Genomic DNA, 17,612 nt, shown 5'->3' with positions numbered 1-17,612 from the left:
CGCCTTTGGCTATCGGCGGGCAAGATGCCCACCCCACAAGATTGGATAATTTAATTTATTTGTTGGAAATCCTTTACGCGCTTACACGGGGACGCACAGAGAGTATTTGATTATTTATACCTGAGTTCCGATAGCTAACCGTATTCCCCAGAATAAGATTAAAGTTGCAATAGCAAGCCAGTCACGCGCTTTTAATCGTAAGTCGTGCAACTGGACTCGATGCTCATTGGGACTGGTAAAACCCCGCACCATCATTGCATTCGCCATTTGATCAGCTCGTAAGAGCAGATTTTCTAACAGTCTCTCTGCGACTGTCATCCAAACCTTGAATCCTCCTTTTAATCCCAGCTTTTTCCAATTAATTGCCCTTGTCATCACAGAGCGAAATAAATTTTGCACTTCTTCTAAAACCAGGGGAATAAAACGTAAGGATAAGGTTAAAGTTAAAGTAATTTCTGTGATCGGCAAGTTGAAGCGTCGCAGGGGTTGCATTAAGCTTTCTATGCCAGATGTGATTTCTTCTGGTGCGGTTGTGAGCAGATATAGGTTTGTGCTATAAATTACGGTAAATATAAGTGTACTCAGGCGTACTGCTAAACTTAAGGAGTAGCGAGTCACTTTGACTGGGCCTTTGTGAAATAGCACGTAGCTGTATTTTTTTTGATCGCCTACTTGCTCTTGAACAAGATTATTGGCGTTTGATGGCTGAGTTAATATTTGTTCATTAGCTGGCAGGCGTGGCTGATAATCTATACCCATTCCATCAGGACTGATGGCTGCGATCGCTAAGACAAAAAACGATAGCATTAATAGCCAACCCATTTGCTGCCGCCATACTCGTCGGGGAATTCTCGCAATCAAGGTGGCAATAATTAATAATACCACCAACAGCACCCGCCAAAAGTTATTGGCCAAAACATAGCTTGTTAAAAAGCTCATTAACCACGCGAACTTGACTCGCGGATCAATTTTATGCAGCCAAGTTTGGGGTTGTTCTAAATAAAGTCCAAGTGGCAGCGATCGCAATAAATCCATTATTTTAGAGTTATAAGTTAGGAGTTAGCAGTTTTGACTTTAACTCATAACTCCTGTACAGACGCGATTAATAGCGTCTCTAACTTATTTTGACGCGAGTTGCTCTATTGACATTACCACTTTCGGCATCACGGACTTTTTTACTCCGCCAGAGTAAAATCATTGGCGTCCCTTTAAATCCTAGCTGTTGCCGGAATTGGCGTTCAATATAGCGGCGGTAGTTGTCGTTGAAGCGTTTGGAATCATTCACAAATAAAGCGATCGTTGGTGGTTGGCTACTTACTTGTGTACCATAATAAATCTTGCCCTGACGCCCACCACGGGATGCTGGCGGTGAATGCCAGCTGACGGCATCTGTTAAGACTTCGTTAATAACTGATGTGCTGACACGGCGTTTGTGTGATTCCGCCGCCGTTTTTACCAATTCTAGAATCTTTTCTACTCGTTGTCCTGACAAGGCACTCACAAAAATTGTTTCTGCCCATTCGGTAAAATGTAACCGTGATTGCAGAGTTTTTTCGTAGTCGTAGATTGTGTAAGAGTCTTTTTCGACAGCATCCCACTTATTAACGACGATGATGCAAGCTCGACCTTCCTCAATAATCCGCCCAGCTAATTTTTGGTCTTGCTCGGTGACTCCATCTACGGCATCTATTACTAATAAAACCACATCAGCACGGCGAATCGCTTTGAAAGCGCGGTTAATACTAAAGAATTCCGTGCCGTATTCTATATGTTTCTTTTTGCGAATGCCGGCGGTGTCAATCAAACGGTAGGTTTGTCCCTCTCGTTCAATGACGGTATCAATAGCATCGCGGGTTGTCCCGGAAATGGGGCTGACAATTGCCCTCTCTTCCCCGACAAAAGAATTGAGTAAGCTCGATTTGCCCACATTCGGGCGTCCCACAATCGCTACTTTGATTTCATTAGTTTCTGGGATGTCCTCAACAGCAGGTATGTGATTAATTAACTCGTCGAGTAACTCTCCTGTGCCACTGCCATGAATCGCGGAAATGGCGTAAGGTTCGCCCAATCCCAATTCCCAAAATTCCGCAGCTTGGATTAAGCCTTGTTCTGGGGATTCACATTTATTTACAGCTAGTAGCACAGGTACGGGTTGTTGGCGCATCCATTCGGCGATTTCTAAATCTGCCGATGTGGGGCCTGTTTGACCATCGACGACAAAAATAGCGCCACACGATTCTGCAAGGGCTGTCATTGCCTGTTGGCGAATCAGTGGTAAAAATTCGGTATCATCATTAAAGACTAAACCACCAGTGTCTACTACTAAAAATTCCCGACCATTCCAGAAAGCTGGTAGATAAGTGCGATCGCGTGTCACTCCCGGTTCATCATGGACAATCGCCGTTTGTTCCCCGGCGAGTCGATTAACCAGGGTGGATTTGCCCACATTTGGGCGTCCGATAATTGCAACAATTGGCAGTGCCATAAAACCAGGGTGAGTGAGAGGTGTAGTATATCACGTACTTACATTTTACTCACTTTAAACTTGAAGTTTTAATAATTTCACAATCATCTGAGGCGATTTCTACGACGGGCTGTTTGGCGATGCCATACTTTTAAAAATAAAAAAGGTAGGATTTCCTACCTTTTACCCAAAAAAAGCATTTTGTAACCAAATACCAATTTAAATATCACACACTCTTTTGACAAATCTATTGCAAAACTATGACGAGTGTATGACGTTCCACAAAACAGAATAAAGGCGTCAGTCGTCAGAATACAGGAAAGGTATTCTGACGGAAAAAGCCGATAGCGCAGTCAGCCGTGTCCGCGTTCGCGTAGCGTCTCGTAGAGAGCGTCTGAATAAACGGGTTTAAGACAAGAGCACCAAATTTTAAATTTGGTGGCGTAACAATTAAGTGGTGGTAATAGAGCTTGTCCTTCTGTACGAGACGCTACGCGTAGCTTGCAACTCCTGCGGAGTACGGCAGGCTCAGGGGAACATTATCTGTGAGAGGTTAAGAAAAAGTATATTTTCTCAATCAGCTAAAATACTCAAAAAGTTTTAAATAAAAATGATTAATCGTAGCAGGTGTGGTTCGCACTCTCGCAGACATTTGTGCAATTCTCTTAACGTCTCACGGGTGCTTTACGGGCAACATGAACAGCAGAAAGAAACGAGAGTTGTACGCTATCTCCAAATTTTTCTAACTTCTGGCGCAATCCTGGAAATAGTAACTCTTTCGCTTGTGGCTCTACTCTCCGCAAGGTAATCAAAAGCTTGAGGTAGTCATCAATGCTATAGGTGACTTCACACGCAGTTTGCTCGACAACCAACTCTTTAAAACAATTGGAGTCTAAAATCTCTTGTTCAAAACCCCTCAAAATCTCCGCTTGAACTTCCGCACCGTCATATCGGGCAAAGGAGGGCGCATAAGCTTGATACACTTCCTCTAGAACTTGGTAAACTTCGTATTTCGGTTCTGGAGTCAGATTCCATAGCAAAATAAGAAAACCGTTATCGCACATTGCCGATGCTGTCTTGGTATATCTAATCTCTGGCGGTATCCAGTGAAAGGCATTAGCAGATAAAACGGCATTGAACTGTTTTGCTTCTAGTTCCCACTCCTCAAATGAAGTATTGCATATTGTAACTTTTGGATATTGATCGCAGTTGTGTTGTACCAAATGATAAAAATCCTGGTTTGGCTCAATACACGTCATTGAAAAACCAAATTGAGCAAAAGCCACCGTCGCATTTCCTGGACCACAACCAACCTCAAGAATCGATGCATCTGAGTCAAGTTGGGTTAAAGCCACAGACCGATCAATTAGTTCCTTTGGATAGTGCGGTCTTGCATTGTAATAAACATCAGCAACGGGAGAATACCAAGTCCTTCGCTGTTCCAAATCCATAGAAGCTCTGGCATTTATTTCTTGTCTAAAGTCTTGCATAAGTTAGGGCGTGTCAGCGATGAAGTCCAATTTCATTTTAGAACCAGCAAAGGATCTATCAAAATTCTTACTCAGGTTATTTTAAGTATTTTGACTGATTGACAAAAGGCACTTTATCTTAAATTCTCAGGAATGGCGCAACACCTGTTCTCAGCTTGTCGTACTCCTACGGGGAAGTAAGCTACGCGCAGCGTTTCGTAGAGAAGGGTCTAAATCCCCCACTCATTGATTCTGACTTCTGAATCCTGACTCCTGAATTCTAGTTTAATTTGTAATTGATTTCGCTATTACTCCTAGTTGCAACCCAGGCGGATAGCTACCTTCTTCTTTAATCCGCTTAATTTCAGCATCCGTTATTCGCAAATTTAACTTTTGTGCCAACGATCGTACAATATCTCCCCGATCAATTATCCCAGCGACAGCGCCAGCCGGAGAAAGTACGGTAATTCGACGTAACTGCTCATTTTCCACCTTGTTAATTACCTCAGCGATCAATGTTGATTCCGTAACGGTAGGTATTTCTGTCAAGGGATGCACAATGCTGTGTAAGGTTTCTGTTTCCCATTGATTCCTTTGGGTTAAACGAAAATCGTCAATGGAAACTAGACCCCGATAACGTCCATCAGAAGCAGCAAAATAAACCTGCGAGGGAGCGGTTTCCAACAGGTATAAATCGGCAAAGGAGCGCAATGTCTGGTCAGCATCAATGACCCGAAAGTCACGGGTCATTGTATCAGCCGCCGTTACCTTGAGTAGACTTTCTTGCAATGTAGTCATGCTGTCATAACTGTTGGCGTTGCGGACAGCAAACCAACCTAACAGCGCCATCCACAAACCAACTACTAACTCTCTGGTCAAGAAATCTACAACAAATCCTGAAGCGATCGCACCATAACCCAAAATTTGCCCTGCCTTTGCAGCCCAGTGTACGGCTTGAAAGCGATTACCTGTTATTTGCCATAGTGCTGCTTTTAACACTTGCCCTCCATCTAGAGGTAAGCCGGGAATCATGTTAAATAGAGCCACCACCAGGTTAATTCTCGCCAAATCTCCAACCATAACACTGACTGGACTAGTATCGGGGATCACAGTAGATCCCAGTTGGAGCAGGAAAAATAGGATGATACTCACCAAAGGCCCAGCGATCGCTACTTGAAAGGCTTTGGCTGGAGTTTTAGATTCTTCTTCAATAGCAGCAATCCCGCCAAACATAAATAGGGTAATTGAATTAACTCTAATGCCTTGCGATCGGGCTACCAAGCTATGACCCAATTCATGTAACAACACCGAACCAAATAGCAGCAGTGCCATAACTATTCCAGCACTCCAAGCTATAACATTCCCCCATTCTTGATAAGCTACCCCAAAGTTGAGAGTTGCCAACCCTAAAATCACAAACCACAACGGGTCTAAAAATAGGGGAATTCCAAATAAAGACCCAATTTTCCAATTTGTTTGCATTACATTATCCTAAAACTAGATATCGCCAGTAGTTTTTATCCTGAGATACTACACATAGTCGTATACACATTTATATTGAGCATCAATTCGGTAGTCCCGATTCACAAAATGCTCTTATTTATAGAATAGACAATTAATGCCTGTGAGCAAAACTCTGGAGAGTGGGAAGAAAACGAGGGGACGCAGTGACGCAAAGAAAGTATTTGATAATTTTTTGGCGTTACTGTTTCCCCGCGTCTTCTTGAGTAGTCAGAGGGAAAAATCAGATTTAGGAGTTTTGTATTGATTACGACGTTACAACTAACGCCTTTGTCATTGCAAAACTACAAACGACCAATGTTAGTCAGTCCTAAAACGATGCCAACGCCGATAATATGACCGAAAGCCATCGCCGCGACGAATGTTGGAATACTGATCGGCAGGATAGGGAACTTGGGACCAACTAGGGGTTTTTCAATCCTAGTACTTAGCAAAACGACTACTAAGCTGCTGAGGCTGATGATCAGCGCCACTGTGGGATTCCACGCAGGGGTTGCAGGAACGGATGCAGGTACTGCTAGCAAAATAGATGAAATCAAGTTTTTGTCTCCTGAATGGAAAAGTTAATCTAGACCTACAAGATTATAAAATTAGAAAGCCCAAAAGTTTTTGAGATAGTTTAGACTTTTCTAATAATTATTTTAAATGTGTCAGATTTCCATGCGCGTTAAGATTTGCGGCATCACTCAACCACAGCAGTCTATAGCGATCGCCTCTCTGGGCGCAACTGCACTAGGATTTATTTGTGTACCAACTTCACCTCGCTATGTGACTACATCCCAAATTCGGGCAGCAGTGGCAGAACTCCAGGCAAATGTTGACACAATTGGTGTTTTTGCCAACGCTAATATCCCCGAAATCAGTCAGATAGTTGTTGATTCGGGGTTGACTGGTGTCCAGTTACACGGTGATGAATCACCAGATTTTTGCTACCAATTACATCAAGCTTTACCCAATATCGAAATTATCAAAGCCTTGAGAATTGCTAGTTTTGAGCATCTTGACACAGCGATCGCTTACACAAAATACGTGGATGCTTTACTACTTGACGCTTACCATCCGCAACAACTTGGTGGTACAGGCAAAACCTTAGATTGGAGAATGCTAGAGCAATTTTACCCCAATTGCCCTTGGTTTTTAGCTGGAGGATTAACAGCAGATAATATTGTAGAAGCTTTAAATCAGGTTAGTCCTAGCGGCATTGATTTATCTAGTGGTGTGGAACGTTCACCTGGAGATAAGGATTTAGATAAGGTAAGACTCCTATTTCACAGTCTAAAGAACATTGAGTTACTTAGAAGGTAGGAGTGATGAGTTGTGAATTACAATATTTTTCATGTATTTGAACCACATCTGTCGTAGGGGCACAGCAATGCTGTGCCCCTACGACAGATGTGGTCTATCTATTTACTAGTAGTAGCAGGCAAGACTTCGGCGTGAGCGCTCAGTCGAACGCTGCCTGCACTACCCCAGATTTCAAAATGGACGAGCTTTAACTCCTATACAGACGCGATTAATCGCGTCTCTGCTCCTTAAAAAAATCCTGATTGATGGCGAATCAAGTTAAAAAATTCTTCGCGGGTTTTGTGTTCCTCTTGGAACACACCAACCATTGCGCTAGTGACAGTCCAAGAACCTGGTTTCTGGACGCCCCGCATTACCATGCACATATGGCTAGCTTCCATCACCACAGCTACGCCTTGAGGTTCTAGAATCGTCTGAATTGCTTCGGCAATTTGGCGGGTTAACCTCTCCTGCACTTGCAAACGACGGGAATACATCTCTACAATTCGGGCTAGCTTACTCAATCCCACAACTTTTTGGTTAGGGATATAAGCAACGTGGGCTTTACCCATAAATGGCAGCATGTGGTGTTCGCATAGACTAAAGAAATTAATATCTCTAACCAGTACCATCTCGCTATGCCCTTCATCAAAGATGGCATCATTAACGAGTTCTTCAAGGGATTGGTTGTAGCCACTGGTAAGAAACCGCATTGCCTCGGCCACTCGCTTGGGTGTTTTGAGGAGTCCTTCGCGTTCGGGGTCTTCGCCAACTCCCAATATTAGTGTCCGCACGGCGTCCTTCATTTCTTCCATCTGTTCCTCTTTTGGCTGGAACAAATCCGCTTCTCGCCCGTTATGAGTATTGCGATCGGGTCTAGGAGTTATGACTTCTGCCAAGTCTGGATTCAGAGGCGATTGAGAACTATTTGAACCGTTGGAACTAACGATAGTCATGATTCAGTCTTGGTTATGGTTTGAATTTAGTTATGAGTTAGGAGTTAAAAATTCTAATTCCTAACTCCTAACTTCGCAATTAGAGTGCGCCAGCACTGGGCATCAGGGTTAATTCATCAATAACTGCCTGTTGTGGTAACAGAACTGTGTAGAGAATTGACTGAGCCACAATTTCCGGGGTTAACATTTTGGAACGGTCTAAGTCGGCATGGACTGTTTCTGTGTCCCAAAGTTCGGTATTGACTGCACCAGGACAAATAGCTGTTACCCGAATGCCGTGGGTGCGTTCTTCTTGTGCCAGGGTTTGAGAGAGGGCAATCAAACCAGCTTTGCTGACGCTGTATGCTCCCCAACCGGGAAAGGGTTGCTTGGCGGCAATTGAAGCGACGTTGATAATTGTGCCTGTGCCCCGATCGCGCATTGAAGGCAAAATCCCCACAATGCACTGAAACACGGCAGTCAGATTCAAGTCAATTACCTGCTGCCAGTCCTCTAGGAGAGTTTCGCTCAAATTACCTGTATAGCCGATGCCAGCATTGTTTACCAGAATGTCTATATCGCCAAAGTCAAGAGCGATCGCTTGGATCTTTTCTTTAACTTGTGATAGCCGGGCTAAATCTACAGCGTAAGCTTTCGCTTCCACCCCAGTATGCTGTAGAGCTTCTCTTACCGCCTCCAACTTATCTAAAGAACGGCTGACTAAAGCGACATCTATTCCCGCTTTTGCAAAGGCTAAAGCCGTTGCTTTCCCAATTCCACTACTTGCCCCAGTAATTAGGGCGCGTCGTTTTTGCTCAACACTCATGGTGTCTCCCAATTTTTTGGCAGTTCCTAAAGCCTATTACCACCCAATTATTCACAGTTTTCGGTTTGGATAGATTAAAGTAATCTAAAAATCTGATGATTTTCATTAAGTAACTGCTATAATGCAGTACAATGGTGGGTATATTATAGGTTTTAGCAGTCAAGACAACAAATCTTTGCCTGGAAAATCACGCCATACACTCAAATTAAATTACTTAATAGTAGAAAACCCACTCAATCAAATTGAGTCGATTTGCGAAAGATACAAATGCCTATGGCTAGATTGTTAAAAATCTTTAAGCACATAGGCAATTATAGCATTTCTGCTCTACTAATCAATGATTATGCAGTGCTGTTAGTGGGCAACTTCTGTAAAAACACCAATTTTGCGGAATTTTTCATAGCGCAGTTGGCGGCGTTCTGGAGAGGTTAAATGATTGAGTTCGTCCAAATTTTCTAGCAGCACTTGCTTGAGAGTGGTAGCGGCTTTTAAAGGGTCGGAATGAGCACCACCAGTGGGTTCAGGTAGTATTTGGTCGATAATTCCCAACTTTTTCAGATCGTGGGAAATAATTTTCAAAGCAACGGCGGCTTGGGGAGCCTTACCAGCATCTTTCCACAAAATGGCGGCGCAGGCTTCGGGAGTAGCGACAGTATAAACGGAGTGTTCAAACATCAGTAGGCGATCACCTACCCCAATACCGAGTGCGCCACCAGAACCCCCTTCACCAATGACTGTGCAGATAATTGGCACATCTAAGCAGAACATTTCCCGCAAGTTGTAAGCGATCGCTTCTCCTTGACCTTGGTGTTCTGCTTCCACCCCAGACCAAGCTCCGGGCGTGTCGATAAAAGTTAGTATTGGCATACTAAACTTGTTAGCGTGTTCCATCAACCGCATCGCCTTGCGGTAGCCGCCAGGGTAAGGCATTCCAAAGTTACGGGCAATATTGTCTTTGGTATCTCGACCTTTTTGATGACCCAACATCACCACAGGTTGCCCACTCAGACGACCGACACCACCAACTAAAGCCGGATCGTCACCACCAGTGCGATCGCCATGCAATTCCATCCATTCATCACTAATAGCCTGGATGTAATCGAGAGTACTGGGGCGACGCGGATGACGAGCGACTTGCAATCGCTGGGACGGGGATAGACTAGTGAAAATTTCCTCACGCAGTTGCATAGCGCGTGCTTCTAGTTGACGAATTTGACCAGAAACATCGACACTATTTTCTTCTGCAAGTTGCCGAATTTGATCAATTCGGGTTGCGAGTTCTGCTAAGGGTTTTTCAAAATCTAACAGTAGCGGTTTACGCTCGGTAGTTGCCATCGTAGGGGTTATGAATTACGAGTTATGAGTTATCTATCTTTTGTCCTTTGTTCAGTTGTCCTTGGTCATTTGTTATTTGCAAATGACCAATGACCAATGACCAATGACCAATGACTAATGACTAAACCAGCAGTGGTCTAAATCCATGTTTTAGTGATACCCGACCAATCTGCTCCATTTTGTCTACGGTAATCTGATTCCGTCCCCACGAAAAGTTCGTGTATAACTTCTCAAATTCCAGCAGCATTGATTCGGCAAAACAAGCAAACAACTGGCGGGCTGGCACGTCCATATTGACGATTTTCATAATTTTCCAGTCAATATCCAGGGAATGCTCTACAATTCCACCATTTAACACGTATACACCAGGATGCTGAATTTTCGTGGCTAAGTTTTTAGGATAGCCCCCATCAATCAACAAACAGGGTTGTTTCAAAGTGGTAGGGTCAATTTCCACGCCTTTAGGCATACTGGCAACCCAAACGACAATATCAGCTAGGGGCAGTGCTTCTGTCAAACCCATGATTTTTCCTCGCCCCAGTTCGCCTTGCAACTCTTTGAGACGTTCTTGATTACGGGCTATCAACAGGAGTTCTTTGACATCTGTTCTCGCATCTAGCCAGCGTGTAACTGCACTACCAATATCCCCAGTTGCTCCACATATAGCAACAGTCGCGTTTGATAGATCAATTCCCAGCTGTTTTGAGGCTTCTTCCACCTGCTTGCAAATAATGTAGGCAGTATGCGTGTTTCCGGTGGTGAAGCGTTCAAACTCTAGTTTAATGTTGCGGACTTGGCTAAACTGCTCTAACTTAAAGTTTTCAAAAATAATTGAGGAAAATCCACCTAAAGCTGTGATGTTAATACCATGCTTCTGTGCATGGGCCATAGCGTTGAGGACTTTACGCGTTGCGGCTTTGATGCGGCGACTTGCTAGCATCTCCGGCAAAAAGCAAGATTCTACATACCGTCCTTCAATTTTTTGCCCAGTGATGCTGGTGACAATAATCGTATCGACAATTTGCGGCGGGGCGCTGCACCAAAAGTCTAGCCCTTGATCGGCATATTCTGGGTATCCCAATTCTTGAGCTACCGCTTGAGCGTGTTCTAAACTAGCGAGATGTCCAATTAGACCAAACATGTATTGATTATTAAGCTTATACTGTCTTGAGCGTGTGGAATTTAGTAGAGTTAGGAGTTGGGAGTTAGGAGTTCTGAATTTGAACTACTCAGCAACGCCAGTTACTTCTCCCTACAGCCCTTCGGGCATCTTACGGCAGGCGCTAGCCTCTCCCAAAGGGAGAAGCTGAGCGTAGCTTGCTTCCCCGGAGGGGTACAAGTCGGCAGAGCCGCCCAAAGCACTCGTTAATCAGCATTTTTTTAAGCGGCTGTGAGTCCGTAGGCTGACAAGCGCATAATATCGCGTGTTGTGAAACCGATATTACTTAATGCTTCACCGTACTGAATCATAAAGTCTTCCACCAAGGCATCTTTTTCCATTGCCATTGTGTGGGCATCACCTTCTACTTGATTGAGCATTCTCCAAACTATGGGTAGGTTCTGGCGATTTGCTTGCTCTAGTTCAGCTTTGGATTCTGTATAGTGTTCTTTCAACCAAACTTCTCCAAAATTGAGGTGGCTATATTCTTCTTTTACTACTCCCTCAGTGATTTTACGGGCAAAATCATCAGCAACGGGGATGTAAATGTTGTATGCTGCGATCGCAAAACATTCAATAATCAAAGACTGAATTAACAGACAAGTGACTACATTCCCGGATGCGGCTGCTGTTTGGAAATTTTGGTGTAGTCCAGAGAAAAACTTCTTAGCAAATTCCAAATCTGGGGTTACTTGCAAATTGCGTCCACAAGCTTCAAATCCTTTTTTATGGCGACTTTCCATCTTGGATAGGCGAATCAAGTCATCATGAGATTCTGGCAGCAGTTGGGCTAGTGTGATGTAATTATCATGGGCTTCTTGTTCCCCTTCAATCACGATCGCATTAATCCGGCTATAAGCATCTTTGTATGTTTCGCTCTGGAAATCTAATTCTTTAAATTGGTCTGCTAGCTGCTGCATGGTATGTTTACTCCTGTAAATTTGAATTATTTGACACCAAAATTTAATTTACCCTATGAACTCAGAGTAATAATCACTGTGCTTTAATTTAACTTAACAAGTAACTATATCTATAGATTAACTGTTGCTGAGGGCGATGCTCTAGTACTAGCAAAATAAATCTTTTGCAGATCAAGTTATGTCCAAACCAAACCCGAATCTGAAATCTGGCGATTTTTTCAGTCTAGTAGTGTTACTGCTAGGGGCATTTATAGTTTTACTACCTCTGTTTGTGGTCTTTCTCACCTCCTTTGCACCGACGGCCGCCAGCCCAGAAAATTTGTTCAAAAATAACTGGTCTTTAGCTAATTACCGCGTTGCATGGCAACAGGGAAAATTTTTACTGGCGTTTGCTAATTCTACCTTGGTAGCGATCGCGGTGACGGCGTTTCAGATTGTCACTTCCGCTTTAGCGGGTTACGCCCTCGCACGGCTGAAGTTTCGGGGACGCCAAGCCCTGCTGTTAGTCGTTTTAGCAACTTTGGTGATTCCCTTTCAGTTATTGGTAATTCCCATATTTTTGGTTTTGAAGTGGGGACACCTGATAAATACATACGGGGCGCTGATTTTACCCACGGCTGTCAACGGCTTTGGGATTTTCTTATTACGTCAATATTTCCAGACAATTCCCGTAGAGTTAGAGGAAGCCGCAGCTATAGACGGGGCGAACCGACTACAAATTTTGTGGCGGGTGATGTTAGCTTTAGCGCGTCCGGCGTTGGTGACGCTGTTTTTGTTCACCTTCATCGGTGAGTGGAATGATTTGTTTAAGCCTTTGGTGTTTACGACACGTCCCGAATTAAGGACGGTGCAGCTAGCGTTGGCTGAGTTTCAGGAGCAATTTACGAATAATTGGCCTTTGATGATGGCAGCAGTGACGATCGCCACAGTTCCAGTGATGGTATTATTTCTCATCGGTCAGCGTCAGTTTATTCAGGGTATTGCTACCACGGGGATTAAGAATTAGCAGTGAGTGGAAGCCCACCTGAGATTAAAATTTAAGCATTAAATTTTGTGACACTATGCGAAATTCTTACTAGCCAAGCTGAATCAATAATTATATACATCTTATAGGAAATGGAAACAGTCATGAACCCTGAAACATTACAGCAGTTACAAGACGAGATTCAACAGAAACTGCTTGAAAGCGTTCAGAACGCTGACTTATACGCAGTGCTTGAAAAATACGGCGTATTAGAAGATAGAGCTCTGATAGTTCAGTGGGAGTGCAATCTTGACCTAAATAAAATCAAATCTGGTGATGCAGTTGATGAACAGCAACCTAATGAATTATTACCAGCAAACTCAGGACGCCCAGGACAAGGAATTGTCCTAATGCAAAAATCATGGTGTATCCCTTGCCCTTCAACTGGCAGCCCTCTCGGTTGTAACTGCTAAGGAACGTGGATTAAATATAAATGCAATCATCCTGTCTCTAGCTTCCCTCTCCTTTATAAGGAGAGGGATTGAGGGTGAGGTAAGCTGTTGCGCCTTTAATTTGCACTAATTATTTTTTCAATATGATTGTGGGGTGGGCAGCGTTCGACTGAGCGCTCACGCCGAAGTCTTGCCCGCCCTGATAATGCAAGTTGTATACGTAACGTCTCGCCTGCCCTTAGCCAGAGGCGGGCTTTCCGGCCCACCCTACAAGTAGTAGTAATTTATTTGTTGGAAGTCCCTAAACTAAATCTTAAGTAGGGAGGCAGGATGAGCGGAGGTTTCCAAGGCTCGATAGCGTTGGCATAGCGTCTAGTAGAGAAACGTGACTCTGTGTTGCGTCGGAAACCTGCACAACTGGTTCCCTTACAGGAATTTTATTTTTACTTTATAAATGATCCCTAAAAAGTTTATTCTAGTGAGTATAAAAATGCTGAACTTTGCATTTACTAGTTAGGTTGCAGAGAGAATCTCAAGTATCCCTATACCTAATTAGCAAGGAGCAGTATTTCAATATACTTTTATATTTTGGGTGTAAGTTTGTCATGCCTCGATACCGAAGCATTTGGTACTGGGAGTTAGGGATAGTGAGTACTTTAGCAATTGCTGGAGTGCTGACTTTCTTTGAGAGTTTTGCCTTAGCCCAAATACAAAATGATCGCACACTTGGATCTGAAAGTTCAATCATTACACCAAAGCTAATTGATGGTCAGCCTACAGACCAGATTGATGGCGGGGCAGTTCGTGGTACAAATTTGTTCCACAGCTTTGAAGAGTTTTCTGTATCTGCGGGAAGGACAGCCTACTTTAACAATCCAATAGATATTCAAAATATTATCAGTCGGGTGACAGGCAATTCTATTTCTAATATAGATGGCATTCTGAAAGCTAACAGCACAGCCAACCTATTTCTGATTAATCCTAACGGCATTGTTTTTGGGCCAAATGCTTCTTTAAATATCGGCGGTTCATTTGTGGCTAGTACGGCGAGTAGCTTGAACTTTGCTGATGGTACAAAGTTTAGTGCTACATCTCCTCAAACTACACCCCTGCTGACAGTAAGTGTTCCCATTGGTTTACAATTTGGAACAACTGCGGCTCCCATCCGCAATCAATCCCAAGCAGAACCAGATGGCGCAGTTAATATCTTTGGAGATGGCGTTGGTCTACAGGTGCAGCAAGGCAAAACCTTGGCACTTATAGGCGGTGATATCACGCTAGATGGGGGAAATGTCACAGCAGAGGACGGAAGCGTTGAGTTAGGAAGCATCGCTGCTAATAGTTTGGTCAGTTTAAGTCCCACGAACCAAGGTTGGGCATTTGGATATGAAGGTGTTCAAAATTTCCAGAACATCGAATTAATCAAATCGAACCAAATTTCATCTACCATCGATACTCATGGAGAGGGTTACAGCAATGTCCAGATGCAAGGCAAGGTTGTGCGGATAGCTGGCAGTTACGTAATTTTAGTTTATCCCTTGGAAGAGCAATCAGGGGGGAATTTGACAGTGAACGCCTCAGACTCTGTAGTAGTTGAGCAAAATGCACAACTGTTTACTCAGAGTTTCTCCACTGGAAACTTTGGAAACATAAATGTCACTACTAAAAAATTGGTCGTCAGAGATGGAGCACAATTGCAGGGGCAATTGACCATAAACGCCTCAGATTCCGTGGAACTAATCGGCGGCACCTCCATTCCTGTCTTACCAGATGGTAGTGATTTAATATCCAGTGGATTATTTAGTGCAACTTATGGCGATAAAAACGCTGGCAGCATCACAATTAATACTGGAAAGTTGCGTATCCAAGGAGGGGCAAGTATATCAACAACCTCTGAAAGTATATATAGCTATATTCCTAACCAACTTATACCAGCTACAGGAAATGCAGGAAATTTGACCGTGAACGCCTCTGAGTCTGTAGAATTAATTGGAACCTCACCAAATGGTTCTAAGGTCAGTGGCTTGTTTTCTGGAACTCAAGGGCCTGGAGATGGCGGTAACTTGACCCTAACGACAGGGCAATTGATTATCAAGGATGGGGCTGCAATATCTGTGAGCAGCCAAGCTCAAAAAAATGTAATCTATATCGGAGATCCAAATAACTTAGGGAAAGCAGGCGATTTAAATATAACCGCTGACTCCATACTTTTGGACAACAAAGGAAAACTCACAGCTGAAACCGACTCAGGTGGAGGCGGGAATATTACGCTACAGGTGGCAGAATTATTACTGATGCGCCGCGAAAGTAAAATAACCACTAACGCAGGTACGACAGGGCTTAGTGGAGATGGCGGTAATATCACCATCAAAGCACCTAATGGCTTCATCGTCGCTGCTCCTTTGGAAAATAGCGATATCACTGCCAATGCCTTCTCTGGCTCTGGTGGTAAAATTGCAATCACTGCTAAAAACATCTTTGGGTTTGTGCCCCGCACTCGTGCAGAGGTAGAGAGGCTTAATTCAAAGGAAATCAACCCGAATAACCTGCCAACAAGTGACATCACCGCATTTTCTCAGAAAAACCCTTCATTAAGTGGTACTGTACAAATCAACTCACCAGATGTTGACCCCAGCAAAGGATTAGTACAATTACCCGTAAATCTGGTTGATGCTTCGCAGCAAATTGTTGCTGGTTGTAATACTGGTGGAAAAATAGCCAAGAGTTCATTTATTGCGACTGGGCGTGGAGGACTAGCACCCGATCCCACGGAGCCATTGATAGCTGATGATGCGGTGCTAGCAGATTGGATTACACTGGAGCCAGAGAGTAAGAATCGTGCTAGCGGTATTCAGAAAAGACTGGTTGTTCGCAAGCAGCGAAACACAGAAGAAGAATCACAAAAAGTTAATTTTGTCAATGAACCTACTCAAATTGTGGAAGCCCAAGGGTGGGTTATAGATGCGAATGGGAACGTGGTTTTGGTTGCTCAAGTACCCACTGGGTCGCCTCATAACTCCTCACTTGTCGCTACATCTTGCGCTGCTAATTAGAATTTGAGACATTGTAATTTTAACAGGGCTGGTGTTAAAACTACCATCCCTAAAACCTCAGTCTCCGCATTCCCCATTCCCTAACTCGTTTCCTGAATTTGCAAACGAATAGTATGTTCAGTCGCACCACTAAGTTGCAATTCCATGATTTCACCACCCAGAGGCTCCAAGCAAGTGAGGAGCGATCGCAAATTGGGTGTACTTGCGCCAGTATCTACATATAATCGATCTGCTAAATTACTGATCCGTTTCCAAGTCATGTAAAGTTTAGCGATCGTTTGTTCCATCTGCGATGCTTGATTTACTAAGTCAGCAGCTATGCTCAAACAGCCGACTCTTTGCGCTTCTTCTAAGGCTGTTTCAATATCAACATCTTCTTGCGTCAGCGCCTGAACTTGCGCCGCACCTTTGAGATATTTGGCCAAGTTACGCGCTTCGGTAGTTACCTGTTTGAGGGTATCTACATCGGGGTTAGCAGCAATTTCCTTTTGGATAAACTTTTGGTGCGATTCTGGCAGTTTTTCCATTTCCTTCACCAGTGGGGCGATGTAGCGTGGAGGAAGGGTGTTATCTGCGGCTTTTTCCTTAACTGCTTCGGGTAATAAATCTGAGGACATGGCTGTCCATTCATCGCTGAGTTGACGCACTTCGCGCCTGGTGATGCGATCGCCTTTTTGGGCAGCTTCACTCACCATCTGTTGCACTTCGGGGGATGCTTTGGAGGTTTCGATAAATGCCCGTTTGCTGAAGTTGTTCACAGCTCCGGGGTCAAGTTTACCGTCTTCGATGAGAGTATCGGCACTATTGGCCAGTTGAATCCAGGAATAAGCTTGACTTTTGCTGATTTCCCGCTCTTTTAGCCATCGCAGAAAGCCAGTACCGCGTCCGTCACCACCAATTTTCTCTCTGTCGCGGATCGCCCGTAAGATTCGCCCCCGCCAGATTTCAGTTTGCAAATCAAAGCGATCGCATACCTGCCAAGCTATTTCTAGCTGCTGTTGAAAATCTGACTCTAAAATCTGTTCATCTTCTGGATCGGGCAGTTCAAAGCTGATATCTTCTGGCTGTAGTAAAGCAGCAGCAAGGTCGTTGATGGAGTCGGTATCTTGCACGATTGATGACTAACTAGTGGATGCGATCGGCTTATTATGCCACAATCTGTAGATTCTAACCTAAGAGGTGGTGCGGTATCTTGAATTACAGCAAAATGGTAGAAAGGGGTAAACTACC

General features: G+C 43.9%; 15 protein-coding genes. 4 read left to right on the top strand and 11 right to left on the bottom strand.

Annotation, left to right across the window (positions count from 1 at the left end):
• Nucleotides 1-114: 114 nt before the first annotated feature.
• The 5 genes from ACYTXL_RS13190 to psaK all read right to left on the bottom strand — a co-directional run bounded on the left by ACYTXL_RS13190 (nucleotide 115) and on the right by psaK (nucleotide 5,993).
• Nucleotides 115-1,035, bottom strand: a complete 921-nt coding sequence (locus tag ACYTXL_RS13190; protein ID WP_461925141.1) for an energy-coupling factor transporter transmembrane component T family protein — start codon at nucleotides 1,033-1,035, stop codon at nucleotides 115-117.
• A 79-nt stretch (nucleotides 1,036-1,114) separates the two neighbouring features.
• Entirely contained in the window at nucleotides 1,115-2,485 is a 1,371-nt protein-coding gene (gene der, locus ACYTXL_RS13185; protein WP_461925140.1) for a ribosome biogenesis GTPase Der, read from the bottom strand.
• Between the two features lie 644 nt (nucleotides 2,486-3,129).
• Nucleotides 3,130-3,954 (bottom strand): class I SAM-dependent methyltransferase, encoded by an 825-nt coding sequence (locus ACYTXL_RS13180; protein WP_461925139.1) that lies wholly within the window; start codon nucleotides 3,952-3,954, stop codon nucleotides 3,130-3,132.
• Between the two features lie 264 nt (nucleotides 3,955-4,218).
• A complete protein-coding gene (locus ACYTXL_RS13175; protein WP_461925138.1) occupies nucleotides 4,219-5,415 on the bottom strand; it encodes a site-2 protease family protein in 1,197 nt (398 codons plus the stop codon).
• 323 nt (nucleotides 5,416-5,738) lie between these two features.
• A complete protein-coding gene (psaK, locus tag ACYTXL_RS13170; RefSeq protein ID WP_292791667.1) occupies nucleotides 5,739-5,993 on the bottom strand; it encodes a photosystem I reaction center subunit PsaK in 255 nt (84 codons plus the stop codon).
• A 121-nt stretch (nucleotides 5,994-6,114) separates the two neighbouring features.
• Here psaK and ACYTXL_RS13165 point away from each other — a divergent pair, with 121 nt between their 5' ends.
• Nucleotides 6,115-6,759, top strand: coding sequence for a phosphoribosylanthranilate isomerase (locus ACYTXL_RS13165; RefSeq protein ID WP_461925142.1), 645 nt, complete (start codon nucleotides 6,115-6,117; stop codon nucleotides 6,757-6,759).
• A 227-nt stretch (nucleotides 6,760-6,986) separates the two neighbouring features.
• Here ACYTXL_RS13165 and folE read toward each other — a convergent pair whose 3' ends face one another.
• The 5 genes from folE to ACYTXL_RS13140 form a co-directional block, all read right to left on the bottom strand.
• Nucleotides 6,987-7,694 carry a GTP cyclohydrolase I FolE gene (gene folE / locus ACYTXL_RS13160; protein ID WP_461925137.1) on the bottom strand — a complete coding sequence of 236 codons (708 nt, stop codon included), beginning with the start codon at nucleotides 7,692-7,694 and terminating at the stop codon, nucleotides 6,987-6,989.
• Between the two features lie 79 nt (nucleotides 7,695-7,773).
• A complete protein-coding gene (locus ACYTXL_RS13155) occupies nucleotides 7,774-8,499 on the bottom strand; it encodes an SDR family oxidoreductase (protein ID WP_461925136.1) in 726 nt (241 codons plus the stop codon).
• A gap of 354 nt (nucleotides 8,500-8,853) precedes the next feature.
• Nucleotides 8,854-9,834, bottom strand: a complete 981-nt coding sequence (locus ACYTXL_RS13150) for an acetyl-CoA carboxylase carboxyltransferase subunit alpha (protein ID WP_461925135.1) — start codon at nucleotides 9,832-9,834, stop codon at nucleotides 8,854-8,856.
• Between the two features lie 121 nt (nucleotides 9,835-9,955).
• Nucleotides 9,956-10,975, bottom strand: a complete 1,020-nt coding sequence (locus tag ACYTXL_RS13145; RefSeq protein ID WP_461925134.1) for a long-chain acyl-[acyl-carrier-protein] reductase — start codon at nucleotides 10,973-10,975, stop codon at nucleotides 9,956-9,958.
• A 239-nt stretch (nucleotides 10,976-11,214) separates the two neighbouring features.
• Nucleotides 11,215-11,913 (bottom strand): aldehyde oxygenase (deformylating), encoded by a 699-nt coding sequence (locus ACYTXL_RS13140; protein ID WP_461925133.1) that lies wholly within the window; start codon nucleotides 11,911-11,913, stop codon nucleotides 11,215-11,217.
• A gap of 178 nt (nucleotides 11,914-12,091) precedes the next feature.
• On the opposite strand from ACYTXL_RS13140, the gene ACYTXL_RS13135 reads away from it, so the two are divergent.
• The 3 genes from ACYTXL_RS13135 (at nucleotide 12,092) to ACYTXL_RS13125 (ending at nucleotide 16,382) form a co-directional block, all read left to right on the top strand.
• The gene (locus ACYTXL_RS13135; protein WP_461925132.1) at nucleotides 12,092-12,919 is read left to right on the top strand and encodes a carbohydrate ABC transporter permease; all 828 of its coding nucleotides are present in this window, start codon (nucleotides 12,092-12,094) and stop codon (nucleotides 12,917-12,919) included.
• 122 nt (nucleotides 12,920-13,041) lie between these two features.
• The gene (locus ACYTXL_RS13130) at nucleotides 13,042-13,350 is read left to right on the top strand and encodes a hypothetical protein (protein ID WP_461925131.1); all 309 of its coding nucleotides are present in this window, start codon (nucleotides 13,042-13,044) and stop codon (nucleotides 13,348-13,350) included.
• A gap of 584 nt (nucleotides 13,351-13,934) precedes the next feature.
• Nucleotides 13,935-16,382 carry a two-partner secretion domain-containing protein gene (locus tag ACYTXL_RS13125; RefSeq protein ID WP_461925130.1) on the top strand — a complete coding sequence of 816 codons (2,448 nt, stop codon included), beginning with the start codon at nucleotides 13,935-13,937 and terminating at the stop codon, nucleotides 16,380-16,382.
• Between the two features lie 80 nt (nucleotides 16,383-16,462).
• Here ACYTXL_RS13125 and ACYTXL_RS13120 read toward each other — a convergent pair whose 3' ends face one another.
• Nucleotides 16,463-17,494, bottom strand: coding sequence for a hypothetical protein (locus ACYTXL_RS13120; protein ID WP_461925129.1), 1,032 nt, complete (start codon nucleotides 17,492-17,494; stop codon nucleotides 16,463-16,465).
• Nucleotides 17,495-17,612 lie beyond the last annotated feature (118 nt).

Source organism: Nostoc sp. (assembly GCF_054880495.1).
Note: the sequence above shows the minus strand (reverse complement) of the source record. Positions and strands in the feature narration are given on the sequence as shown.

Coding starts and splice junctions, on each gene's coding strand:
- ACYTXL_RS13190 (WP_461925141.1), bottom strand. CDS start 1,035: ATGGATTTATTGCGATCGCTGCCACTTGGACTTTATTTAGAACAACCC.
- der (WP_461925140.1), bottom strand. CDS start 2,485: ATGGCACTGCCAATTGTTGCAATTATCGGACGCCCAAATGTGGGCAAA.
- ACYTXL_RS13180 (WP_461925139.1), bottom strand. CDS start 3,954: ATGCAAGACTTTAGACAAGAAATAAATGCCAGAGCTTCTATGGATTTG.
- ACYTXL_RS13175 (WP_461925138.1), bottom strand. CDS start 5,415: ATGCAAACAAATTGGAAAATTGGGTCTTTATTTGGAATTCCCCTATTT.
- ACYTXL_RS13165 (WP_461925142.1), top strand. CDS start 6,115: ATGCGCGTTAAGATTTGCGGCATCACTCAACCACAGCAGTCTATAGCG.
- folE (WP_461925137.1), bottom strand. CDS start 7,694: ATGACTATCGTTAGTTCCAACGGTTCAAATAGTTCTCAATCGCCTCTG.
- ACYTXL_RS13155 (WP_461925136.1), bottom strand. CDS start 8,499: ATGAGTGTTGAGCAAAAACGACGCGCCCTAATTACTGGGGCAAGTAGT.
- ACYTXL_RS13150 (WP_461925135.1), bottom strand. CDS start 9,834: ATGGCAACTACCGAGCGTAAACCGCTACTGTTAGATTTTGAAAAACCC.
- ACYTXL_RS13145 (WP_461925134.1), bottom strand. CDS start 10,975: ATGTTTGGTCTAATTGGACATCTCGCTAGTTTAGAACACGCTCAAGCG.
- ACYTXL_RS13140 (WP_461925133.1), bottom strand. CDS start 11,913: ATGCAGCAGCTAGCAGACCAATTTAAAGAATTAGATTTCCAGAGCGAA.
- ACYTXL_RS13135 (WP_461925132.1), top strand. CDS start 12,092: ATGTCCAAACCAAACCCGAATCTGAAATCTGGCGATTTTTTCAGTCTA.
- ACYTXL_RS13130 (WP_461925131.1), top strand. CDS start 13,042: ATGAACCCTGAAACATTACAGCAGTTACAAGACGAGATTCAACAGAAA.
- ACYTXL_RS13125 (WP_461925130.1), top strand. CDS start 13,935: ATGCCTCGATACCGAAGCATTTGGTACTGGGAGTTAGGGATAGTGAGT.